General features: G+C 73.4%; 13 protein-coding genes and 1 pseudogene. 7 read left to right on the forward strand and 7 right to left on the reverse strand.

Going from position 1 to position 19,288, the window contains the following annotated elements; translation table 11 throughout:
• Positions 1-58: 58 nt before the first annotated feature.
• Entirely contained in the window at positions 59-817 is a 759-nt protein-coding gene (locus ISG29_RS09375) for an SDR family NAD(P)-dependent oxidoreductase (protein WP_194503147.1), read from the reverse strand.
• A gap of 62 nt (positions 818-879) precedes the next feature.
• Here ISG29_RS09375 and ISG29_RS09380 point away from each other — a divergent pair, with 62 nt between their 5' ends.
• Together ISG29_RS09380 and ISG29_RS09385 are read left to right on the forward strand one after the other, a co-directional pair.
• Positions 880-1,692, forward strand: a complete 813-nt coding sequence (locus ISG29_RS09380; protein ID WP_194503148.1) for a ParA family protein — start codon at positions 880-882, stop codon at positions 1,690-1,692.
• Positions 1,693-1,695: 3 nt separating this feature from the next.
• Complete coding sequence (locus ISG29_RS09385) at positions 1,696-2,496, forward strand: L,D-transpeptidase (protein ID WP_194503149.1); 801 nt, start codon at positions 1,696-1,698, stop codon at positions 2,494-2,496.
• Positions 2,497-2,576: 80 nt separating this feature from the next.
• Here ISG29_RS09385 and ISG29_RS09390 read toward each other — a convergent pair whose 3' ends face one another.
• Complete coding sequence (locus ISG29_RS09390; protein ID WP_194503150.1) at positions 2,577-3,851, reverse strand: lipopolysaccharide biosynthesis protein; 1,275 nt, start codon at positions 3,849-3,851, stop codon at positions 2,577-2,579.
• A gap of 78 nt (positions 3,852-3,929) precedes the next feature.
• Here ISG29_RS09390 and ISG29_RS09395 point away from each other — a divergent pair, with 78 nt between their 5' ends.
• Positions 3,930-5,645 (forward strand): hypothetical protein, encoded by a 1,716-nt coding sequence (locus tag ISG29_RS09395; protein ID WP_194503151.1) that lies wholly within the window; start codon positions 3,930-3,932, stop codon positions 5,643-5,645.
• 186 nt (positions 5,646-5,831) lie between these two features.
• On the opposite strand, the gene ISG29_RS09400 is transcribed toward ISG29_RS09395, so the two are convergent.
• On the reverse strand, positions 5,832-6,995 hold the full coding sequence (locus ISG29_RS09400; RefSeq protein ID WP_194503152.1) for a glycosyltransferase family 4 protein: 1,164 nt from the start codon (positions 6,993-6,995) through the stop codon (positions 5,832-5,834).
• A 40-nt stretch (positions 6,996-7,035) separates the two neighbouring features.
• On the opposite strand from ISG29_RS09400, the gene ISG29_RS09405 reads away from it, so the two are divergent.
• Both ISG29_RS09405 and ISG29_RS09410 read left to right on the forward strand, forming a co-directional pair.
• Positions 7,036-7,788: a class I SAM-dependent methyltransferase gene (locus ISG29_RS09405; RefSeq protein ID WP_328828580.1), complete on the forward strand. Its 753-nt coding sequence runs from the start codon at positions 7,036-7,038 to the stop codon at positions 7,786-7,788.
• Positions 7,785-12,155 carry an alpha-(1->3)-arabinofuranosyltransferase domain-containing protein gene (locus ISG29_RS09410; RefSeq protein WP_194503154.1) on the forward strand — a complete coding sequence of 1,457 codons (4,371 nt, stop codon included), beginning with the start codon at positions 7,785-7,787 and terminating at the stop codon, positions 12,153-12,155. Before ISG29_RS09405 ends, ISG29_RS09410 begins: the two co-directional genes overlap by 4 nt.
• A 20-nt stretch (positions 12,156-12,175) precedes the next feature.
• On the opposite strand, the pseudogene ISG29_RS21600 reads toward ISG29_RS09410, so the two are convergent.
• Both ISG29_RS21600 and ISG29_RS21605 read right to left on the reverse strand, forming a co-directional pair.
• Positions 12,176-13,381 (reverse strand): annotated as a pseudogene (locus ISG29_RS21600) (acyltransferase family protein); the annotation flags it as partial.
• Positions 13,336-15,132: a hypothetical protein gene (locus tag ISG29_RS21605; RefSeq protein WP_194503155.1), complete on the reverse strand. Its 1,797-nt coding sequence runs from the start codon at positions 15,130-15,132 to the stop codon at positions 13,336-13,338. The gene ISG29_RS21605 and the pseudogene ISG29_RS21600, both read right to left, overlap by 46 nt.
• Before the next feature lie 120 nt (positions 15,133-15,252).
• Here ISG29_RS21605 and ISG29_RS09420 point away from each other — a divergent pair, with 120 nt between their 5' ends.
• A complete protein-coding gene (locus ISG29_RS09420; protein ID WP_194503156.1) occupies positions 15,253-16,197 on the forward strand; it encodes a DUF3068 domain-containing protein in 945 nt (314 codons plus the stop codon).
• Between the two features lie 18 nt (positions 16,198-16,215).
• Here ISG29_RS09420 and ISG29_RS09425 read toward each other — a convergent pair whose 3' ends face one another.
• A complete protein-coding gene (locus ISG29_RS09425; RefSeq protein ID WP_328828584.1) occupies positions 16,216-17,070 on the reverse strand; it encodes a class I SAM-dependent methyltransferase in 855 nt (284 codons plus the stop codon).
• A gap of 10 nt (positions 17,071-17,080) precedes the next feature.
• Positions 17,081-17,893, reverse strand: a complete 813-nt coding sequence (locus ISG29_RS09430) for an ABC transporter (protein WP_194503157.1) — start codon at positions 17,891-17,893, stop codon at positions 17,081-17,083.
• Between ISG29_RS09430 and ISG29_RS09435 the strand changes: the two genes are divergently transcribed.
• Complete coding sequence (locus tag ISG29_RS09435; protein ID WP_194503158.1) at positions 17,892-18,869, forward strand: phosphotransferase family protein; 978 nt, start codon at positions 17,892-17,894, stop codon at positions 18,867-18,869. The genes ISG29_RS09430 and ISG29_RS09435 overlap by 2 nt on opposite strands.
• Positions 18,870-19,288: the final 419 nt, after the last annotated feature.

Below are 19,288 nucleotides of genomic sequence, written 5' to 3' on the forward strand. Positions count from 1 at the left end.
AAACTGGTGGCAGGTCACGTGAAAACTGGTGGCAGGTCACGTGAAAACTGGTGGCAGGTCAGCGGCGACCGAGGCCCTGGAGCCGCTGCAACAGCCTGCTCGGGACGACGCGAGCGGCGCCGGTGATCGCCTTGTAGCGCAGGCTGGGGACGGAGAAGGCACGACCCTTGTCGAGGTCGGCGAGGGCCTCGCGCACGAGATCGTCGGCGTCGAGCCACAAGAAGGCAGGCGCGGAGTCGCGTCCGACGTCCATGCGCTCGTGGAACTCGGTCTTCACGAACCCCGGGCACAGGGTCATGACGCGGACGCCGCGCTCGGCGTACTCCGTGGCGGCCCACTCGCCGAGGCGGTTGACGTAGGCCTTCGCCGCCGAGTAGCTGCCGCGAGGTAGGAAGCCCGCGACGCTGGACACGTTGATCACCGCGCCGTGACCGCGCTCGCTCATCGGCCCGAGGGCCGCGTGCATCAGCCGCAGCACGGCCGTGACGAGCACGTCGAGCATGGCTGTCTCGGCGTCGATGTCGTTGTCGAGGAAGCGGCCCTTGAGCCCGAACCCCGCGTTGTTGACCAGCAGGTCGACGGGGGAGCCGGCGTCGCGCAGCCTGGCCTCGACGAGGGCGAGCTGCGCCCGGTCGGTGAGGTCGGCGGGCAGCACCTCGACCTCGACGCCGTGGGCGGCGCGCAGCTCGTCGGCGACCTGGTCGAGCCGGGCGCGGTCGCGGGCCACCAGTACCAGGTCGTCGCCGCGGGCGGCGAGCTGTTCGGCGAAGGCGCGGCCGATGCCGGCCGTGGGCCCGGTGACCAGGGAGCGAGACATGTGCGCCAGTAGAGCAGGTCGCTCCCACGGGCGACCACACGTGTCCGGCATAGTGTCTTCCGATGACCACGACACTCGCGATCGCCAACCAGAAGGGTGGCGTCGCCAAGACCACCTCGGTGGCCTCGATCGGGGCCGCGCTCGCCGAGCTCGGTCACTCGGTGCTGCTCGTCGACCTCGACCCGCAGGCGTGCCTCACCTTCTCCCTCGGCATCGACCCCGAGGATCTCGAGATCTCCGTGCACCACGTGCTGACCCAGGGCGTCGACGCCGAGGAGGTCATCATCGAGACCGACGACGGTGTGCACCTGCTGCCGGCCACGATCGAGCTGGCCCGCGCCGAGGCCGACCTGCTCACCCGCACCGGGCGCGAGCACGTGGTCAAGGGCGTCGTCGAGGATCTCGACGACGCCTACGACTGGGTGCTGCTGGACTGCCCGCCCTCGCTCGGCGTACTCACCGTGGCCGCGCTCACCGCCGCGAACGGCGTACTGGTGCCGCTCCAGTGCGAGACGCTCTCGCACCGCGGCGTCGGCCAGCTGCTCGACACCGTGCACGACGTGAAGCGGTTCACCAACCGCAAGCTCGAGGTGTGGGGCGTCCTGCCCACGCTCTTCGACGGCCGCACCAACCACTCGCGCACCGTGCTCGAGACGATCTCCGAGACCTACTCCCTCGAGGTCGTCGAGCCGCCGATCCCCAAGACGATCAAGTTCGCCGAGGCGCCCGCCGCCGGGCGCTCGATCCTCGCCACGAGCCGCACCAGCAAGGGCGCGCAGGCCTACCGCGAGGTGGCCAAGAACCTGGTGCAGCGCAGCACGCGGCCCAAGAGCGCGAAGAAGGCGGCCGCCAAGGCCAAGAAGGAGAAGGCGTAGCCGATGTCGAAGCACCGCGGAGCACCGATCCGCCCCCGCTGGGGCCGGATCGGGCTGCTCGGTGCCTCACTCGGTCTCACCTTCGCCGCTGTGCTCGGCGGCACCGGCGTGGTCCCGGTGCCCGGTGGCGGCATGGCGCTGGCCTCCAACGCTCCGCGCCCCACGGCGAGCGAGCCCTCGGCTTCGTCCTCGGCCACCTCGGGCCGGCAGCGCGACGCCCGCCCGAGCTCGGCGTCGTCAGCGTCGTCGTCGGCGGCGTCGTCGGATCCCTCGGACGACGCGAGCGCCGACGCGGCCGAATCGTCGGGTGGTCCGGTGCTCGACGAGGCCGGCGACCAGGCCGGCGACCAGGGCCAGAGTGGTGGCGGCGATGCTGGCATCCTCGAGGCGCTGCGCAACCCGCCGGTACCGGTGGACTCCGGCACCGGTCGCCGGGCCGTCTTCGACCAGAGTCAACAACGGGTCTGGATGGTCGGCGCCGACGGCGCCGTCGAACGCACCTACCTGGTCTCCGGCAGTGTCACGAAGAACCTCAAGCCCGGCACCTACGAGGTCTTCTCGCGCTCCGAGGACGCCGTCGGCATCGACGGCTCCACCATGCACTGGTTCGTCCGGTTCACCCGCGGGCCCTCCGGCGCTGCGATCGGGTTCCACAGCCTGCCGTTCAAGAACGGCCATCGCATGCAGACCCTCGGCGACCTCGGAACCCCCCAGTCCCACGGCTGTATCCGGCAGCGGGGCGCCGACGCCCGCGCCATGTGGACCTTCGCGCCGCTCGGCACGAAGGTGGTCGTCGTCGCCTGAGTCCGCGTCTGATTCCGTCTGATTCCGTGTGATGCCGGGTCTGATTGCGGGTCTGATCGCGGGTCTGCTTGCGGAGGCGATCAGGGGGCCGGCTCGGCCGGTGCCAGCGGCTCGGCGAGCCGCACCAGGCTGATCACGAGCAGCACGGCGAACAGCACGCTGTCGACGATTGCCACGGTGACCACCAGACTGCCGAGGTGCGCGGTGAGGCTCGCCAGCCCGACCAGAGCCACCACGGCCGCCCACACCAGCCACGTGGTGCGGCTGCCCTGCCGGGCGAGCACCGAGTACACGAGCAGCTGGAGCATCGAGAGCACGGTGCCCAGCACCGCGAACAGCCACAGCCGAGACTCCACCGCCTGGTACTCCGCGCCGCCCACGAACACCATGGCCAGACCGCTGAGCAGCCAGGCGCCGAGGGTCGCCACGACCCCGAGGACGGCGACGAGGGTCAGGCTGCGCAACAGGGCGCGCCGCCGCTCGCCGGGCGTCGACATCGCCGGGAAGGCGAGCACGACCACGAACTGGGGGAGGAACAGCACGGCCTTGGCGAGGATGAGTCCGGCGGCGTAGAGACCGGCCTCGCGGTTGTCGAGCACGTTGCGGGCCACGACGATGTCGATGTTGGAGAGCACGAAGAACGCCAGCAGCGCCAACGACGCCGTGACGGCCTCGCGGGAGACCGGACGCAGCGCGTGCTCCTCGCTCTCGAAGGTCTCGGCTCGCTCGGCCCGCGGGCGGCGCAGCGCCCACCACCCGACGGCGGCGGGGGCGAACATCGCGACCATGACACCGAACATCGCCGCGGTCTCGGTGGGGGAGACCAGCACGCACGCGGTGCCGATGACGACCCGCGAGACCCCCATGGCCAGGTAGACCGCGGCGAGCGGGAGCCAACGCCGCTCACCTTGGAGGATGCCGGACTGGCCGCCCATCACGCTGACGGGCACCGCGGAGATCGCGAGCATCACCGCGGGCAGGTAGCCGTCGAGCCGGAGCACGTGGGTGACGACCGGGCTGAGCACCAGCATGAGCGCGCCTAGCCCGAGCGCTGCTCGGTAGGTGACCGTGAGCACCACGCGTTCGATCTGCTCGACGTGGTCGGGGGTCGCGGCCACCCGCCGGGCGCCGGTGGCCTGGAGGCCGAGCTGGAGCACCGCGACCACCATGAGCAGCGCCATGAGTGAGGCGATGGCGCCGTAGTCGTCGGGGCCGAGCAGGCGCGCGGAGATCATCTGGAACGCGTAGGTGGCGACGTTCATGACCGCCATGGCCACCGCGATGCCCGCACTGCCGCGCAGCAGCGCGCGAAGGCTGCGGCGCGCGGGGGCGGCGGGGCGAGACGTCGTCGTCACAGCGCGAGCGTAGACGAGACCTCCACCCGGCCAGGGAACGCGCGCATCACCTCACCCGGGTGTGCTTGGCTTCGCTGCATGCGCGTGGCCGGCGAGACGAGAGGGCTCACGGCGGTGCTCGCCGCGCACGCACCGTGGCTGCTCGCGATCGCGTGGTCCGTGCTGCTGCTCGGTCCGGCCCTCGCGCCGGGTTTCGTGCTGAGCTACGACATGGTCTGGGTGCCCGACCTGGCCGTGCGTCCCGACGTGTGGGGGCTCGGCACCAGTCTGCCGCGCGCCGTGCCGTCCGACGCCGTGGTGGCCCTGCTCGACGACGTCGTGCCGGGCATGTGGCTCCAGAAGCTGGTGCTCCTCGGCTCGCTCGCGGCCGGTGGAATCGGCGCCGCCGGGCTGGTCGGCGACCGCGCCCTCGTGGCCAGGCTCGCCGCCGTGACGCTGTGGATCTGGAACCCGCTGGTGGTCGAGCGTCTGGTGCTGGGCCAGTGGCCGGTGCTGGTGGGGTACGGGGTGCTGCCCTGGGTACTGCTGGCCGGACGCCGGTGGCGCGCGTCCGGCCGGCTGCCGGTGCGGCTGGGCTGGCTGGTGCCGCTGGGCAGCCTCAGCGTCTCGACCGGTCTCGTCACGTGCCTGGCACTGCTCGCGGTGACCGGACGACGCCGGGCCTTGCCCGCTGCGGGTCTCCTGCTCGCCGGGCAGGCGCCCTGGCTGGTGGCCGGTCTGCTGCACGCCGGCGACGCCACCAGCGCAGCCTCCGGGGCCCAGGTGTTCGCGCTGCGAGGGGAGGGGCTGCTGCCGGCCCCACTGGCCGCCCTCGGGCTCGGCGGCGTGTGGAACGCCGAGGTGGTGCCCGCCTCGCGCGAGGGCCTCGTCGCGGCGGTGTCGCTGTGCGTGCTGGCCGGGCTGTGCGCGGTCGGGGTGCGCTCCGCGCTCGCGCGCGTGCCGCGCCACGACCACTGGGCACTGTTCGCGTGCTGGGCCGTCGGGTTCGGCCTCGCGGTCGCGGGCTGGGCGCTGCCCGGTGCGGTCGGCTGGCTCGCCGCGCACGTGCCCGGCGGGGGCACGCTGCGCGACGGGTCGCGGCTGCTCGTGCTCTGTGCGCCCCTGCTGGTCGTGCTCGTCGCCCACGGCACCGATGTCGCGGTGACGCGCTTGCGCGCGACCGCAGCGGGTGCGGCGGTCGTCTCGCTGGGGGTCGCCGCCGTCCTCTGGCCGGTCGCGGTCATGCCGGACGCCGCCCTCGGCGCCTCGGGCCGGCTCACCGCGGTCGAGTACCCGAGCGCCTACGCCGACCTGCGCCGGGTCGTGCGCGACGACGCGCCGCCGGGCGACGTGCTGGTGTTGCCGCTGACCAGCTATCGCCAGCCGGAGTGGAACGACGACCACAAGGTGCTCGACCCGACTCCGCGCGTGGTGACTCGCGACGCCGTGGGCTCCGACGCGCTGGTCGTCTCCGGGGTGAGGTTGCCGGGTGAGGATCCCCGGGTGCTCGACGCCGCAGCCGCCCTGACGCTCTCGACGCCGGGGGAGCGGTCCGCCGCGCTCGTGCGGCTCGGGTTCGGCGTCGTGGTCGTGGACGACGACCGGCCCGCGGCACCGTCGGTCGCGGGCACGCCGTTGCTCGATGCCGACGGGCTGAGGGCGGTGGCCCTCGACGGCGCCGAGCCGGCGTCCGCGCCCTGGTGGTGGACCGCGTTGCTCGCCGTCGCCTGGGCCGCCTACGCGGCGCTGCCGTCGGGCGCGATCGTGCTCGGCGTGCTGCGGTCCAGACGGTCCGAGGCCGACACCGGATCGTGATGCTCGTGCATTCGTGATGTGAAGCAGGTCACTGCTAGGCTCTCCTCACCTTTGAGGGAGGGTGACAAGTGGGATCAATTCTGGCCACCGTGGGGGCAATGATCGCGGGCGGCGCTGTCGCGACCGTGACGGTCGTGGGGCTCGTCTCGTCGCAGACGTCGACCGATGGTCCGTCGCCGGCGAACGTCAACGCGCCGGTCGTGCAGTACGGCAGCAACGGCTGACCACCTGCGCGAACGACTCCTGGGCTTCTCCCCAGGTGAACCGGTGACTCATCTCGAGTGAGCCGGCCGACAGCCGTGCCCGCAGGTCGACGTCCTCGACCAGCGAGCGCACTGCCGCCGTCAGCGCGTGCTGGTCGTCGACGAGCAGGCCCGAGTGGTCGTGCTCGATCGACTCCTGGGTGCCTCCGGCGGCCGCATAGGCGACCGTCGGGGTGCCGTGCATGCCGGCCTCGCCGATGACCAGTCCCCAGCCCTCCTTGAGCGAGGGCAGCACCTGTACCCAGGCCCGCTCGTACACCTCGTGCTTGCGCTCCTCGTCGACATGACCCTCGAACACGACCGTCTCGCCCGCGGCACGGCTCTGCGCGTACGCGCGCAACTCGGCCTCCCACCAGCCGCCACCGACCACGTGCAGGCGCAGGTCGGGCCAGGTCTCGCGCAGTTCGAGGGCGGTGTCGACGGCGTGCTCGACCTGCTTGTGCGGCACCAGGCGCCCCACGACGGCGAGCACCGGGTGCGTCGCCTTGCCGGGGTCGACCGCGAGATAGGGGTCGGTGCCGTTGTGCACCACGTCGACCCGCGCGGGGTCGACGCCGAGCGTCGCCAACTCGTCGCGGGTGGCCTGCGAGACCGCCACGTAGCGATCGCGTCGGTAGAGCCACGGCGCGAGCCGTCGCTCGATCCACCAGCCCACCGTGCCGGTGGGCCCGGGGTACACCACGGGCCACTGCTCCTCGTGCACGTGATGCACCAGCACGAGGACCGGTGCTCGTGTCACGAGCCGGGTGAAGAAGGGGAGGCCGTTTTGCACGTCGACGACGAGGTCGGGCGGCCCGTGCGGACCGTCCAGGTCGCCGCGCCGCAGGGCACGCATGCCCTGGGGGTAGACCGACATCTTGGTGCCGCGACGTACGAAACGGATGCCGTCGCGCTCCTCGAGCAGCGGCGCGGCCGCGTGCGCCGCGCTGAAGATCGTCACGGTCGCACCGCGCGCCACCAGACCGGTGGCCATCTTCTCCAGGTACCGCTCCGCGCCGCCGCCCTCGGGGTTGGCGGTGTCTCGCCAACTCAAGAAGGCCACGTGGCGACCGTCCAGGCGCGTCGATGTGGCGCGGGTCACCTCCATGCGCCGGACCCTACCGGTCGGTCATCTAGGGTGTGGCCCCGTGACCCCACGCGCTGACGAGCCCTTCCGGCCGACGCTGCGCCGGTCGGTGCGGCTGCTGCGTGAGTTCCGCTACGAGCAGCCCGACCCGGCCCGCTTCTACACCGCGCTGGCCCAGGACTCCGCGGCCCAGCTGGGGCACTACACCGACCTGGCGGGCCGGGTGCTGCTCGATGTCGGGGGTGGTCCCGGCTACTTCCGCGATGCGTTCACGGCCGCTGGCGCGACGTACCTGGCCCTGGACGCCGACGCCGGCGAGCTCGCGGGCATGGGCGAGATCGCCGTCGGCACCATGATCGGTAGCGGCATGCGGCTGCCGGTGCGCACCGGCGCCGTCGACGTCTGCTACTCCTCGAACGTGCTCGAGCACGTACCCGAGCCGTGGCAGATGGCGGCCGAGATGGTGCGGGTCACCAAGCCGGGCGGGCTGGTCTTCCTCAGCTGGACCACCTGGTACGGCCCCTGGGGCGGTCACGAGACCGCGCCCTGGCATTACCTGGGTGGCTACTGGGCCCGGCAGCGCTACGCGCGCACCCACGGGCACCAGCCCAAGAACAAGTACGGCGAGTCGCTGTTCGGCGTCACCGTGCGCGAGGGGCTGGACTGGGCGCGGGCGGTCGGGCGCACCGGTGAGGTCGATGTCGTCGAGGTGACCCCGCGCTACAACCCGTCGTGGAGTCGCTGGCTGCTGCGGGTGCCCGGCCTGCGCGAGCTGGTCACGTGGAATCTCGTGCTGGTGCTGCGCAAGAGATGACCAGCGCGTTCCGGCTCCGCCTGCTGGCCGGCGCGGTGCTGATGGTGGGCCTGGCCTTCGTGCAGGATCCGGGCCTGCTGGCGGCCGACACGAAGTTCGACCTCGTGGCCGACCCGGCCGGCTTCCTCGCCCGGGCGGTGCACCTCTGGGACGGTGAGGGCGCGTTCGGGCAGCTCCAGAACCAGGCCTACGGCTACCTCTTCCCGATGGGGCCGTTCTTCGCCGGCGGCATCGCGCTCGGCATCCCGGGCTGGGTGGTGCAGCGGCTGTGGTGGGGGCTGGTGCTCGGGCTCGCCTTCGCGGGGGCCGCGGCTCTGGCCCGAGCGCTGGGCGTGCGCAGCGACCTGGCCTGCCTGGTCGCTGGGGCGGCGTACGCGCTCTGCCCCCGCATGCTCAGCACGCTGGGCCCGATCTCGAGCGAGTCCTGGCCGGTCGCCCTGGCGCCCTGGGTGTTGCTGCCGCTGGTCATCGGGGCCACGCGCGGCTCGCCCCGGCGCGCAGGCGTGCTCGCCGGTCTCGCGGTGGCCTGCGTGGGCGGCGTCAACGCGGCCGCCTCGTTCGCGGTGATCCCGCTGGGGGCGGTCTGGCTGCTGACCCGCACGCGCGGCAGGCGGCGCCGGTCGATGATGCTGTGGTGGCCGCTCACCACGCTGCTGGGCACGCTGTGGTGGCTGGTGCCGCTCGCGGTGATGGGCCGCTACAGCCCGCCGTTCCTGGACTGGATCGAGTCCGCCTCGGTCACCACCTTCCCGACCACGGTGTTCGACGTGCTGCGAGGTACCTCCGACTGGGTGCCGTTCGTCGACGCCGGGTCGCGCGCCGGTCGCGACCTGGTCGACACCCCGTTCCTCGCGCTCGAGGCGGGGGTCGTGCTGCTGCTCGGGCTGGCCGGCCTCACGCTGCGCACCACGCCGCACCGCTCGTTCCTCACCCGATCGCTGCTGCTGGGGGTGCTGCTGGTCTCGCTCGGGCACACCGGGGCCGTGCAGGGCTTCGGCGCCGAGCACGTGCAGCACCTGCTCGACGGACCGCTCGCGCCGATCCGCAACGTGCACAAGTTCGACCCGGTGCTGCGCATCCCCCTGGTGGTCGGGCTGGCCCACGCCCTCGACGCGCTGCTGACCATGTCTGCCCGTGCGCGGCGTGGCGACGCACCCTGGCTCGCCTCGGTGCGTCGGGTCTCGCTGGTCGGCGTCGCGCTCCTCGCCGTCGGCGCGGGAGCGCTCCCGGCGCTGACCTCACGCATCACCCCGGCCGCTCCGGTGCTCGCGGTGCCCGACTACTGGGCGCAGACGGCGACCTGGCTGGCCGACCACGGCTCCGAGGGGCAGGGCCAGGACGACGCCACGGCGCTGCTGGTGCCCGGGTCGCCGTTCGCTCGCTACACGTGGGGTTCGCCCGACGACGAGCCGATGCAGTGGCTGGCCGACTCGCGGTGGGCGGTGCGCAACGTGGTGCCCCTGGTGCCGGCCGGCAACATCCGTGCCCTCGACGGCATCGAGCAGCGGCTCACGCAGGGCCGGGGCTCGGTCGGCCTCGCCGATGCACTGGCCCGCGCCGGCGTCCACTACCTGGTGCAGCGCAACGACCTGGCGCGCGACGACGCCGAGCACAGCACGGCCGAGCCGCTGCTCGTGCAGCAGGCGCTCGAGCAGTCGCCGGGCATCACAGCGGTGGCGGCGTTCGGGCCCCAGGTCGGCGGTGCCGCGCACTTCGCGCAGGACGGCACCCGCGCCGTCGTCAACGGCGGTTGGCAGGCGACCACGCCCTCGGTGGTGATCTGGGAGGTGGCCGGTGCCGAGCGCACGGTGGCCGCGAGCCGGATCCCACTCGTGGCGGCAGGCCCCGAGGATCTCGCCGACCTGCTCGACCTCGGGGTGCTCGACGACCGCCCCACGCTGCTGGCGGCCGATGCGCCGGACGGCGCTGCGGCCCGGGATCTCGCCGACGGCCCGCGGGTGCTGACCGACGGTCTGCGGATGCGCGAGCACAGCTTCGCGCGGGTCACCGACGCCGACTCGCCGGTGCACACGCCCGGCGACGTGCCCCGCACGGGCAACCCGACCCCCGACTACGAGCTCGACGGCCCAGACGCCGCCGACCGGTGGTCGACGCGCGCGACGCTCATCGGTGCCGCCGCGGTGTCGGCGTCGTCGTCGGCCTCCGACGCCGACACCTTCACCGGCACCCGCCGGGGCTCGCTGCCGGCCGCAGCGCTCGACGGCGACCCGGACTCGGCCTGGCGGACGGCGCCCCTCGCCGCCGGGACGGCCTGGTGGCGACTCGACCTCAGTGCCCCCCAGGTGGTGCGCGAGGTCACCCTCGTCGGCGGCCCCGATGCCGTGGCCAACCAGACGCTGCGGGTGCGCACCGCCACCGGTGTCTCCGACGAGGTGCGGCTCGGGCCGGGGGAGCGGCGCACCGTCACGGTGATCGGCGACGACGCCGGCACCACGCCGTGGGTGCGGGTCGAGAGCCCGGACGCCGGCCGGCCGGCGTCGCTGGCAGAGGTGGAGATCCCCGGGGTGAGCGTGCGGCGCGCCTTCGTGCTGCCGCAGCTGCCGAGCGCCTGGGGCGCCCCCGACCTCGTCGTGCTGCGAGCCGACCGTGACGCGCGACACGGCTGCGTGCGGGTGGCCGACCCGTTCGCCGCGGCGGGTGACGAAGCCGACGTGCGGTGCGACCCCCAGCAGGTGGTCGACGACGAGGAGGCGACCGGACTCGACCGGATCGTGCGGTTGCACGAGCCGGTCACGTTCGACGACCTCGCTCTGCGCGGACGACCGCGTGCCGGTGCCGATCTCGACCGACTCGCGCTGCGCGGTGGCCTGGTCTCGGTGGCCGCGAGCAGCACGGGGCTGCCCGACCCCCGTGCGGGAGCGCTCGCCGCCGTCGACGGCGACCCCGGAACGGCCTGGATCGCCGCGACCGACGACCTGGCGCCCACGTTCACCCTCAGCTGGCTGCGGGAACGGACGCTGAACCGTCTGCGCGTGACTCTCGACCCCGACGCTACGGCCAAGCGACCGTTACGGCTGCGGCTGCTGTGGAGCAACGAGTCCGGCGACCACCAGCGCGACGTCGACCTCACGCGGGGTCGGGCGCGCTTCCCGGCCCTGCACACCGACCGGCTGACCGTGCAGGTGCTGGCGGCCGAGCCGGCACTCGATCTCTCCTTCGACGGGTCGACCGGTCCCGTGGGCATCGGCATCGGCGAGCTCCGGCTGCGCGACGTGCCGGCGCGGACCGATCTCCGGGGCTCGTCGGGGCGCTTCGGACTGCCCCTCGACCTCTCGCTCGAACCCCAGCGCTACGCGTGCGGCACCGGCCCGACACTGCGAGTCGACGACCCCGAAGACCCGGAAGACCCCGAAGACCCAGAAGACCCCGACGACGGCGGACGCCGCACTCTGCGCACCGCCGTGGTCGCCTCGCCGGCTCAGCTCGCGGCGGGCACGGACGTCGACCTCGAGCCGTGCGGCCGCGCGTGGCGACGCGACCCCTCGGTGACCCTGGGCTCGGGCACCAGCGAGGTGCGTTTCACCGACTCCGCCGCCATCGAGGCGACCAGCGTCGTGCTCGGTGACCTGGGTGACCTCGGTGCGGCGTCCGGCGTCACGAGCGTGCCCACCGAGGTCTCGGCCGACGCTCGCACCGCGGATGCGCCGACGGGCGCCGACGTGCTGGCGACCCGCGAGAACGCCAACGTGGGATGGCAGGCCTCCCGCGGCGGTCAGCCCGTCGCCTCGGTGGTGCTCGACGGCTGGCAGCAGGGGTTCGCGCTCGGCGCCGGCCGCGACGGCGAGGAGGGGCAGCCGGTGACCTGGCAGTTCGCCCCGGACGTGCCGTACCGCCTCGGACTGCTGGGTGGCGCGTTCGCGCTCGGTCTGGCCGGGCTGCTCGGGCTACTCGTGCTGCGGCGTCGACGCGACGCCGACCACGCCCCGATCGTCGAGCGGGCGCCGGCACCGCTGCTCACCCGCCTCCTGACCTTGCTCGGCGGCGGGCTGCTGGCCGGCTGGGTGGGTCTCGTCCTGGCCCTCGTCGTGCTGGTGGCGCACGGCCTCGTCGCCCGCCGGCGATCGGTGCACCCCGCGTTGCTCCAGCCCACGGTGCTGGTGCTGGCGCTCCCGGTGCTGCCGGCGTCGGTCTGGTACGCCGCGCGCCCGTGGCTCGACCCTGCGGGCTGGGCCGGGTTCGACGCCTGGCCCGCCTACGTCTGCGTCGTGGCGCTCGGTTCGGTGCTCGGCGCCCCGGCCGTGCTGCCGCAGTCGGCTGGGTCGTCGGCCGGGGCGTCGGCCGGGAGGCGGCGGCGCAGCGGGTGGCGGCTCTTGAGGCGCAGAGCCGGCCGTTCGACCAGGCGGTAGGCGAGCTCCGCGGCCACGAGGCTCGCCACGAGGGTCAGCAGCCACAGCCCCGGCAGGTTCGCATCGAACAGCGTCCAACCGGTGAGGGCCATGACCAGGTGCAACATCGGCAGGTGCAGGCAGAACACGCCGTAGGAGATCCAGCCCAGGTGCCGGCTCGCCGGGTGGGTGAGGAGCCGGTCGTAGGTCGTGGGCGTCGACGGCGTCGCGCGCAGTACCCCAGGCAGCACGAGCAGCCCGCCGATCGTCGCGTAGAGCAGGTTCTTGGTCAGCGACTCCGCCTCGGTGGGCGCGTCGAGCATGACGGGGCCGGCGATGGGTGTGGCCGCCACGAGCATCAGCCCGGCGGCGATCGCCCAGCAGGTGCCGGGTTGCGCGGCCAGAGCGTGCCACGGCGTGCGGGTGCGGCCCTCGGTGACGGCCCGTACCTGCACCCAGGCCAGCGCGATGCCCACGGCGAACCAGTCCAAGAACGCCGGCAGCAACTGACCGGACGACACGTGGCTGCCGGTGCCGTAGCGAGCGGCTCCGTCGAGGTGCCACCACACGGTGACGCCCACCATGGCCACGAGCACCGCGGTGACCCGGCCGGTCCGCAACGGCGCTCGACGTCCGACCGCGATCAGCATGAGCAGCGGGAGCAGGAGGTAGAAGGCGACCTCGACCGCCAGGCTCCACAAGTGCGTGAGCCCGGCGGGGAAGGCTCCTTCGGTGATGGTGGAGAGCAGCAGCGCCGCCGACACGCGTGCACCCGTGCTGAGGTCGCGGTTGGCGTTGATGAAGGTCAGCGCGAGCGCCGCCGTGAGCAGAGCGAGCGGGGCGACGCGCAGCAGCCGCTTCCAGAGGTAGTGGCCCGTGGCCGGTCGGGGTCCGCCGCGGGCGGCGGCGAGCAGCCAGCCGCGCGAGAGCAGGAAGCCGGAGAGCACGAAGAAGATGGCCACCCCGACATCGCACCGGGCCAGGAGCGCTCCCACGCTGCCGTGGCGCAGGTAGTCGCCGGCCCAGAACGCGGTGTGGGTGGTGAGCACGAGCAGGGCACCGACCGCACGCAGGGCGTCGAGATGCGGGAACCCGTCGGACGTGGCGGGCGGCGGAGCCTCGAGCAGTCCCTCGAAGGGCTGCTCGACCCGATGGGCCGTGGTGGCCTCGATGACGCCGGGGGCGGGGATGGGCTGGACGGTCACGGGGCGGGCACCGCCTCGCCCAGGTCGACGGAGTCGACGCACAAGCCGGTGTCGGAGTCGCCTGCGGCCGGGCGGATCGTCACCCGCCCCACGGCGCCCTCGACGCGCACGTAGAGCGTGCCGAGCCCCTGCGCGACACGCGCTGCCTGGGCCACGGTGCTGCCTGCGGTGATCTCCACGGTGGTGTCGCCTCCCGAGAGGTAGCCGATGCGCAGCCACCAGTCGCCGTCGGTGGTCGTGCGGTCGAGGGGCACGCTCGTGCCTCGTCTCCCGATTCTCCACCCGCACCCGCTGCGCGGGCCAGGCCCCGAGGTGGCGACCGAGGAGACCGCTGCCGGCACGGGGCGTCCGGAGGCGTCGAGCACGAAGAGGTCGTCGCTGGCGGCCGGGAACCGCGCCTCGCTCACCAGGAGTGGCAACAAGAAGGCGGTGGTGTTCGCCGGGGTGGCCAGCGCGGGCACCACCTGCTCCGGCACGACCTGGTCGGCGAGGTCGGTCGGTCCGGCGCCGACCAGCCACGACCGGGCCTTCGTGAGGTAGGCCTCGCCGGGGTCGTCGCTGCGCCAGGTGTCGGCGTAGAGCGCGGAGCTCACCAGCCCACCCACCAGCACCGCGGCCACCGAGAGCACGGTCAGTGGCACCGGGACGCCGGGCCGCGTCGCGTGACTGCTGGTGCGCGCCGGCCGGGGAGCACTGCCTCGCGGGCCGTCCGGTACACCGAGCCAGGCCAGGGCGAGGCCGAGCACCGCCACGGGGAGGACGTCGGTGCCGAACGAGAGGTCCAACCCGATGCCGGTGCCGAGCGAGGCGGCGGGGTCGACGATGAGGGCGACGCCGTCGACCAGGGCCACCACCGCGACCAGCAGCCACGACCGACCCGTGCGCACGCGTGAGCGGGCCAGCGACGCCGCGGTACCGACCAGCAGCAGCCACGCGGCTGCGACACCCACCCAGGCGGGGTCGGCCAGGCTGGCCGGCGGGGCGAGCGCGCTCCACTGCCACGGTCCGCCGACGAGGGCCGTCGGGAGCGCGCGGCCGAGCAGGTTGCCCACGAGGTCGACGGCATCGGCCGCACCCGGCCAGCCCGGCTGCGGCGGGGCGAGCCACAGCGTCAGAGCGCCGTAGCCCAGGACCAGGGCGGCCACCAGCGACACGGCCACGCGAGCCTGCGCGAAGGCGGCCCGGACGCCGTCGCGGTGCGCGGCGAGCAGTACGAGGACGACGGGCACCAGCAGTCCGTGCGGGCCGCTGAGGAGCCCCAGCACGACGCAGGCGACCACGCCCGCCGTCCAGCGGGTGCGGCCGGTGCGCAGCAGCAGTGCCCAGCACGCCGCAGCGCCGAACACCGCGATCTGGAGCGGAACCCACACCAGGGCCGACGACCACGCCAGGGTGCCCGGCACGGCGACGGCGGAGGTCAGATAGAGAGCGAACGGCACCAACACGCCCGGACGCCAGCCGCACCAAGCCACCAGCGCGCACAGCGCGGCGACCGTCGCCGCAGCCTGGAGAGTCATCGAGACGGCGGTGGCCGTGCCCCAGCTCTCGTGACCCGAGCGGGTCATCGCCCAGGCGCCCGCCCGCAGGAGTGGGACGAACCGGTCGTCGAAGGGCGTGAGCAGGGCGGCCCACCGCTCCGTGAGCGCCGTCCGTGCCACGCGGTGGTCGTCGGTGGTGAACCACGAGCCGGCCAGCACCCAGCCGCGGAGCGCGAGGGCCACCAGCCCCAGCGGCACGGCCCCAGCGAGCACCACTTCGCGCGAGGCGCGGGGGGAGGTGGACGGGTCGCTCACGCACCGGAGTGTGACAGAGACGGATCGTGATGTGCGCTGGCTCACAGTTGGCGCCGTTTCTGACGTACGATGCGCTCACCTCTCTGGGGAGGGAGGGAATTTCATGGGAGAGGAATTGCCATGCGCATCTGGATCGGTCGAGTCGTCGCGGGGCTCGGCGTCTTCTTGCTCGTCGTCGGGGTTCTGGCGCTCGTCTGGGCGCCGGGCGCCCTCCAGAAGACCCCCAAGAAGGTCGACACCACGACCTACCTCGACGGCACGGTGCAAAAGCTCGACGCCGCCACCGGCGAGTTGGGCGAGCAGCAGCCGGTCGGTGCGATCAGCGTGACCAAGACCGACTCCGAGGCCTCGACGGCCGACGACGTCGCCTGGATCCAGTCCACCTGCGTGATGATCACCGACGGCTCCGACGCCCAGCCGGTGTGCACCAAGGGTTCGGACGACATGGTCACCGCCTCGGTCGACGTGTTCGGCACCGACCGCGTCACCGGCCTGGCCGTCGAGAACGGCACCGACGGACTCCAGCTCGGACCCGACGCCACCCCGCACGACGGCCTGGTCAACAAGTGGCCCTTCGACAGCGAGAAGAAGACCTACCCCTATTGGGACGGCACGCTGGGCAAGGCCCTGCCTGCGACCTACGTGGGCAGCGAGTCCCTCGACGGGCTGACGACCTACAAGTACGAGGTCAAGGTCACCGACCAGCCGGCCGAGATCGCCGCCGACACCCAGGGCACCTACTCCACCGTCAAGGACATCTGGGTCGAGCCGGTCACCGGCAGCATCGTCAACCAGACCGAGAGCCAGCAGCGCTACCTCGAGGACGGCACCCAGGTGCTCGACCTCCAGCTCGGCTTCACCACCGACCAGGTCGCCACGAGCGTGGCCGAGGCCAAGACGAACTCCTCCGGGCTGACCCTGCTGGTGCACACCGTGCCGCTCGTGGGTCTCGTGGGTGGCGCGCTGCTGCTGGTCGTCGGCGCGGCGGTGCTGATGCTGGGTCGTCGTCGCACCGACGCCGCGCACGTGGACTCCGCCAGGCCGACGGCCGGCGCCGGAGTCTGACTCCGGCTCCACGCACGCTCACCGACGCAGCAGGTCGGCCCCGAAGATCGCCGTCCCGGGGCCGACCTTGCCGCGTGTGGCCGACCAGCCGCCCCAGACCCGGTCGTGGCCGTCGGGCCACTCGGGCTCGAGCAGGGTCGTGATCGTGAAGCCGGCGGCGGCGAGCAGGGCGACCCAGTCGCCCAGCGTGCGGTGGTGCTCGACATAGCTCACCTCGCCCGACTCCTCGTCGACCTCGACGTAGGGGCGACGGTCCCAGTACGACTGCGACGCCACCAACCCCTCCGGCCCCGGGTCGTCGGGGAACATCCAACGCGTCGGGTGGGTGATCGAGAACGCGAACCGGCCGCCCGGTCGCAAGACGCGCCCTACCTCGGCGACCGCACGGTCGATGTCGGCCACGAACTGCAGCGCCCCGAAGGCGCAGAAGGAGATGTCGAAGCTGGCGTCGGCGAACGGGAGGGCGGTGGCGGTGCCCCGCACCGACGGGACGCCGATGCCGGTCGCCTCGTCGAGTCGGCGCGCATGCTGGAGCTGACGGTGGGAGAGATCCAGGCCGATCCCGCGCCCGCCGTGCACTCGCACCCAGCGGGAGCACTGACCGGCGCCGGACCCGATCTCGAGCACGTCTTTGCCGGCGACGGCGCCCAGCACGCCCGCGTCGTCCTCGGTGAGACCCTCCGGCCCCCACACGAACCCGGCGTCGCCCAGGAACTCGCCGTGCGTGGACTGGTAGTCGTCGGCGTAGCGGTCCCAGTCCGGTCCGTTCGCGTGCCGCGATGCGGACTCGTCGATCGCTCGTCGCTCGACGCGGATGGGCCGCATCGGCGGGTGGTCACGCGAGTCCGGGGCGACCGGCGGGGTGTCGCTCACGGGCGGCCGTTCAGGAGCCGAGCTGAGCAGGACGACGCCGCGTCAAGGGCAGGCGTCCGGCGAGCTCGCCGAGCGGTCCCACGGCCTGGTTGAGCGTGTCGGCCGAGGTCGAGAGGCGGGGGATGAGTGCGGCGAGCTCGGTGAGCTGAGGCTGGATCTGCTCGAGCGTGTCGCCCAGGGCGACGAGTTGGTCGAGGGTGCCGCCCTCGATCAGCAGCTTCTCCAAGAAGCCGTCGGTGATGAGGCGCTCGGCGAGCCCCTCGGGACGCAGCACCTGGTCGAGCAGACCGCCGTGACGCGTGAGCAGGTCGAGCGGGCCGTCCTCGGCCAGCAGCCGTTCGAGCAGTCCCTCCCGTGCGACGATGCGTTCCAGGGCGCCGCCGGGGCCGAGCAGTCGTTCGAGGGCGCCGTCCTCGGCGAGCAGCCGCTCGACCGCGCCGCCCTCGGCCAGCATCCGTTCCAGCGCCCCGTCGGCCGCCACGAGCCGGGCGACCGGTCCGTCGTCGTCCAACACGCGGTCGAGCACACCGTCGCGGCGCAGCATCCGCCCCAGGGGTCGGTCGGTCGCGGTCAGCTCGCCCAGGGTCTGGGCCAGCCGCATCAGCCCGTGCTGGTCGTCGCGCAGGATCTCGACCAGCTGCGCCGCGTACCCGTCGTCGCCGATCACTCGCAGCAGCAGATCCCGGTAGCCGCCCGGGCGCAGGAGCGGCCCGTCCGGAGACGCGAGGTTGCCGAGTTGGAGAGTCGTGCGGGTGGCGGCGGTGGTGACCCGCCAGGGCAGGAGCGCCGCGTCGAGCACCGGCGCGAGGAGGGAGCGGGCCATGGGCTCACCGTACGGCGTGCGCGGCCTCGCATGGGAGGATCGCGCGATGCTGGACGCCGACCTGATCCCGCTGGCGGGTGGCTGGTCGGGCCGCACCTTCCTGGCGCAGGCGGGGGAGGAGCGCACCGTGGTGCGGCTCTACCCGCCCGAGCCGATCGACGCCCCCGCCCGCGACGCCGCCGTGTTGGCGTACGCCCGGCAGGTGCTCGCGGGCGTCGCGGAGGTACCGGCGGTGCTCGAGGTGCGAGCCGGTGACGCCGGCCGCGATCGCCCGGGCCTGGTCGTCACGCCGTTCCTCCCCGGTGAGCGGGGCGATCTGGTGACCCCCGGCCTCGCGGACGACGCCCTGGTCGCTCTCGCCGAGCGCCTGGCCGACGTGCTGGACGCACTCTCCGGCTCGCGCCAGCCGCGCACGGGGGTGTTCGCCGACGCGACCCTGACGCTGGATCCCCTCCCCGAGCCGTTCGACGGTGACGGCCTGCCCGACCTGCTCGACGTGCTCGCGCCGGCGCTCGTGACCCACGTGGGGGAGCGGGCTCTCGCCGGCCTCGCTCCCGTGTGCAGGCGGGCCCAGGATCTGCTGGACGACGATCTCGCCGCTCGGCCCGGTGCCTGCCTGGTGCACTCCGACCTCAACCCCAAGAACCTGCTGCTCGGCCCCGCCGGGGCCGACGGCGGCGACCCGGCGCTCGTCGTGCTGGACTGGGAGTACGCCCACGCGGGCGGCCGGTGGACCGACCCGGGCAACCTGCTGCGGTTCGAGCGGCGTGAGGCGTTCGTCGATGCACTGGCCGGTCGCCTCGCCGCCGACCGAGGGCTGCCGGCCTCCGAGGTGCTCGACCTCGCCCGCGCCGCCGATCTCACCGCTCTCCTCGAGCTCGCCTCTCGCGCGGAGGCGAACCCCGTAGCCACCCGCGCGGCCGACCGGCTGCGGACCATCGCCGAGACCGGCGACCTCCACGCCTCCGGTGGTTGAGCCGGGCGAGGCGTTAGCCGAGACCGTGCTTTCCGGTGGTTGAGCCGGTCGAGGCGCTAGCCGAGTCCCGTGTCGAAACCTGGTGAGGTGGAAAGCAGCGTTGCCTTGGCAGTTGCGGGGTTTCGACGCGCTCGGCCGTGGACGGCCTCACGGCTCAACCACCGGGGCCATCACCGTGGTTGAGCCGGGCGAGGCGCTAGCCGAGTCCCGTGTCGAAACCTGGTGAGGTGGAAAGCAGCGTCGCCTTCACAGTCGCCGGGTTTCGACGCGCTCGGCCGTGGACGGCCTCACGGCTCAACCACCGGGGCCATCACGGTGGTTGAGCCGGGCGAGGCGCTAGCCGAGTCCTGTGCTCCGGTGGTTGAGCCGGGCGAGGCGCTAGCCGAGTCCCGTGTCGAAACCTGGTGAGGTGGAAAGCA

The sequence above is a fragment of the Nocardioides acrostichi genome (genome assembly GCF_015319165.1).
GTDB lineage: Bacteria > Actinomycetota > Actinomycetes > Propionibacteriales > Nocardioidaceae > Nocardioides > Nocardioides acrostichi.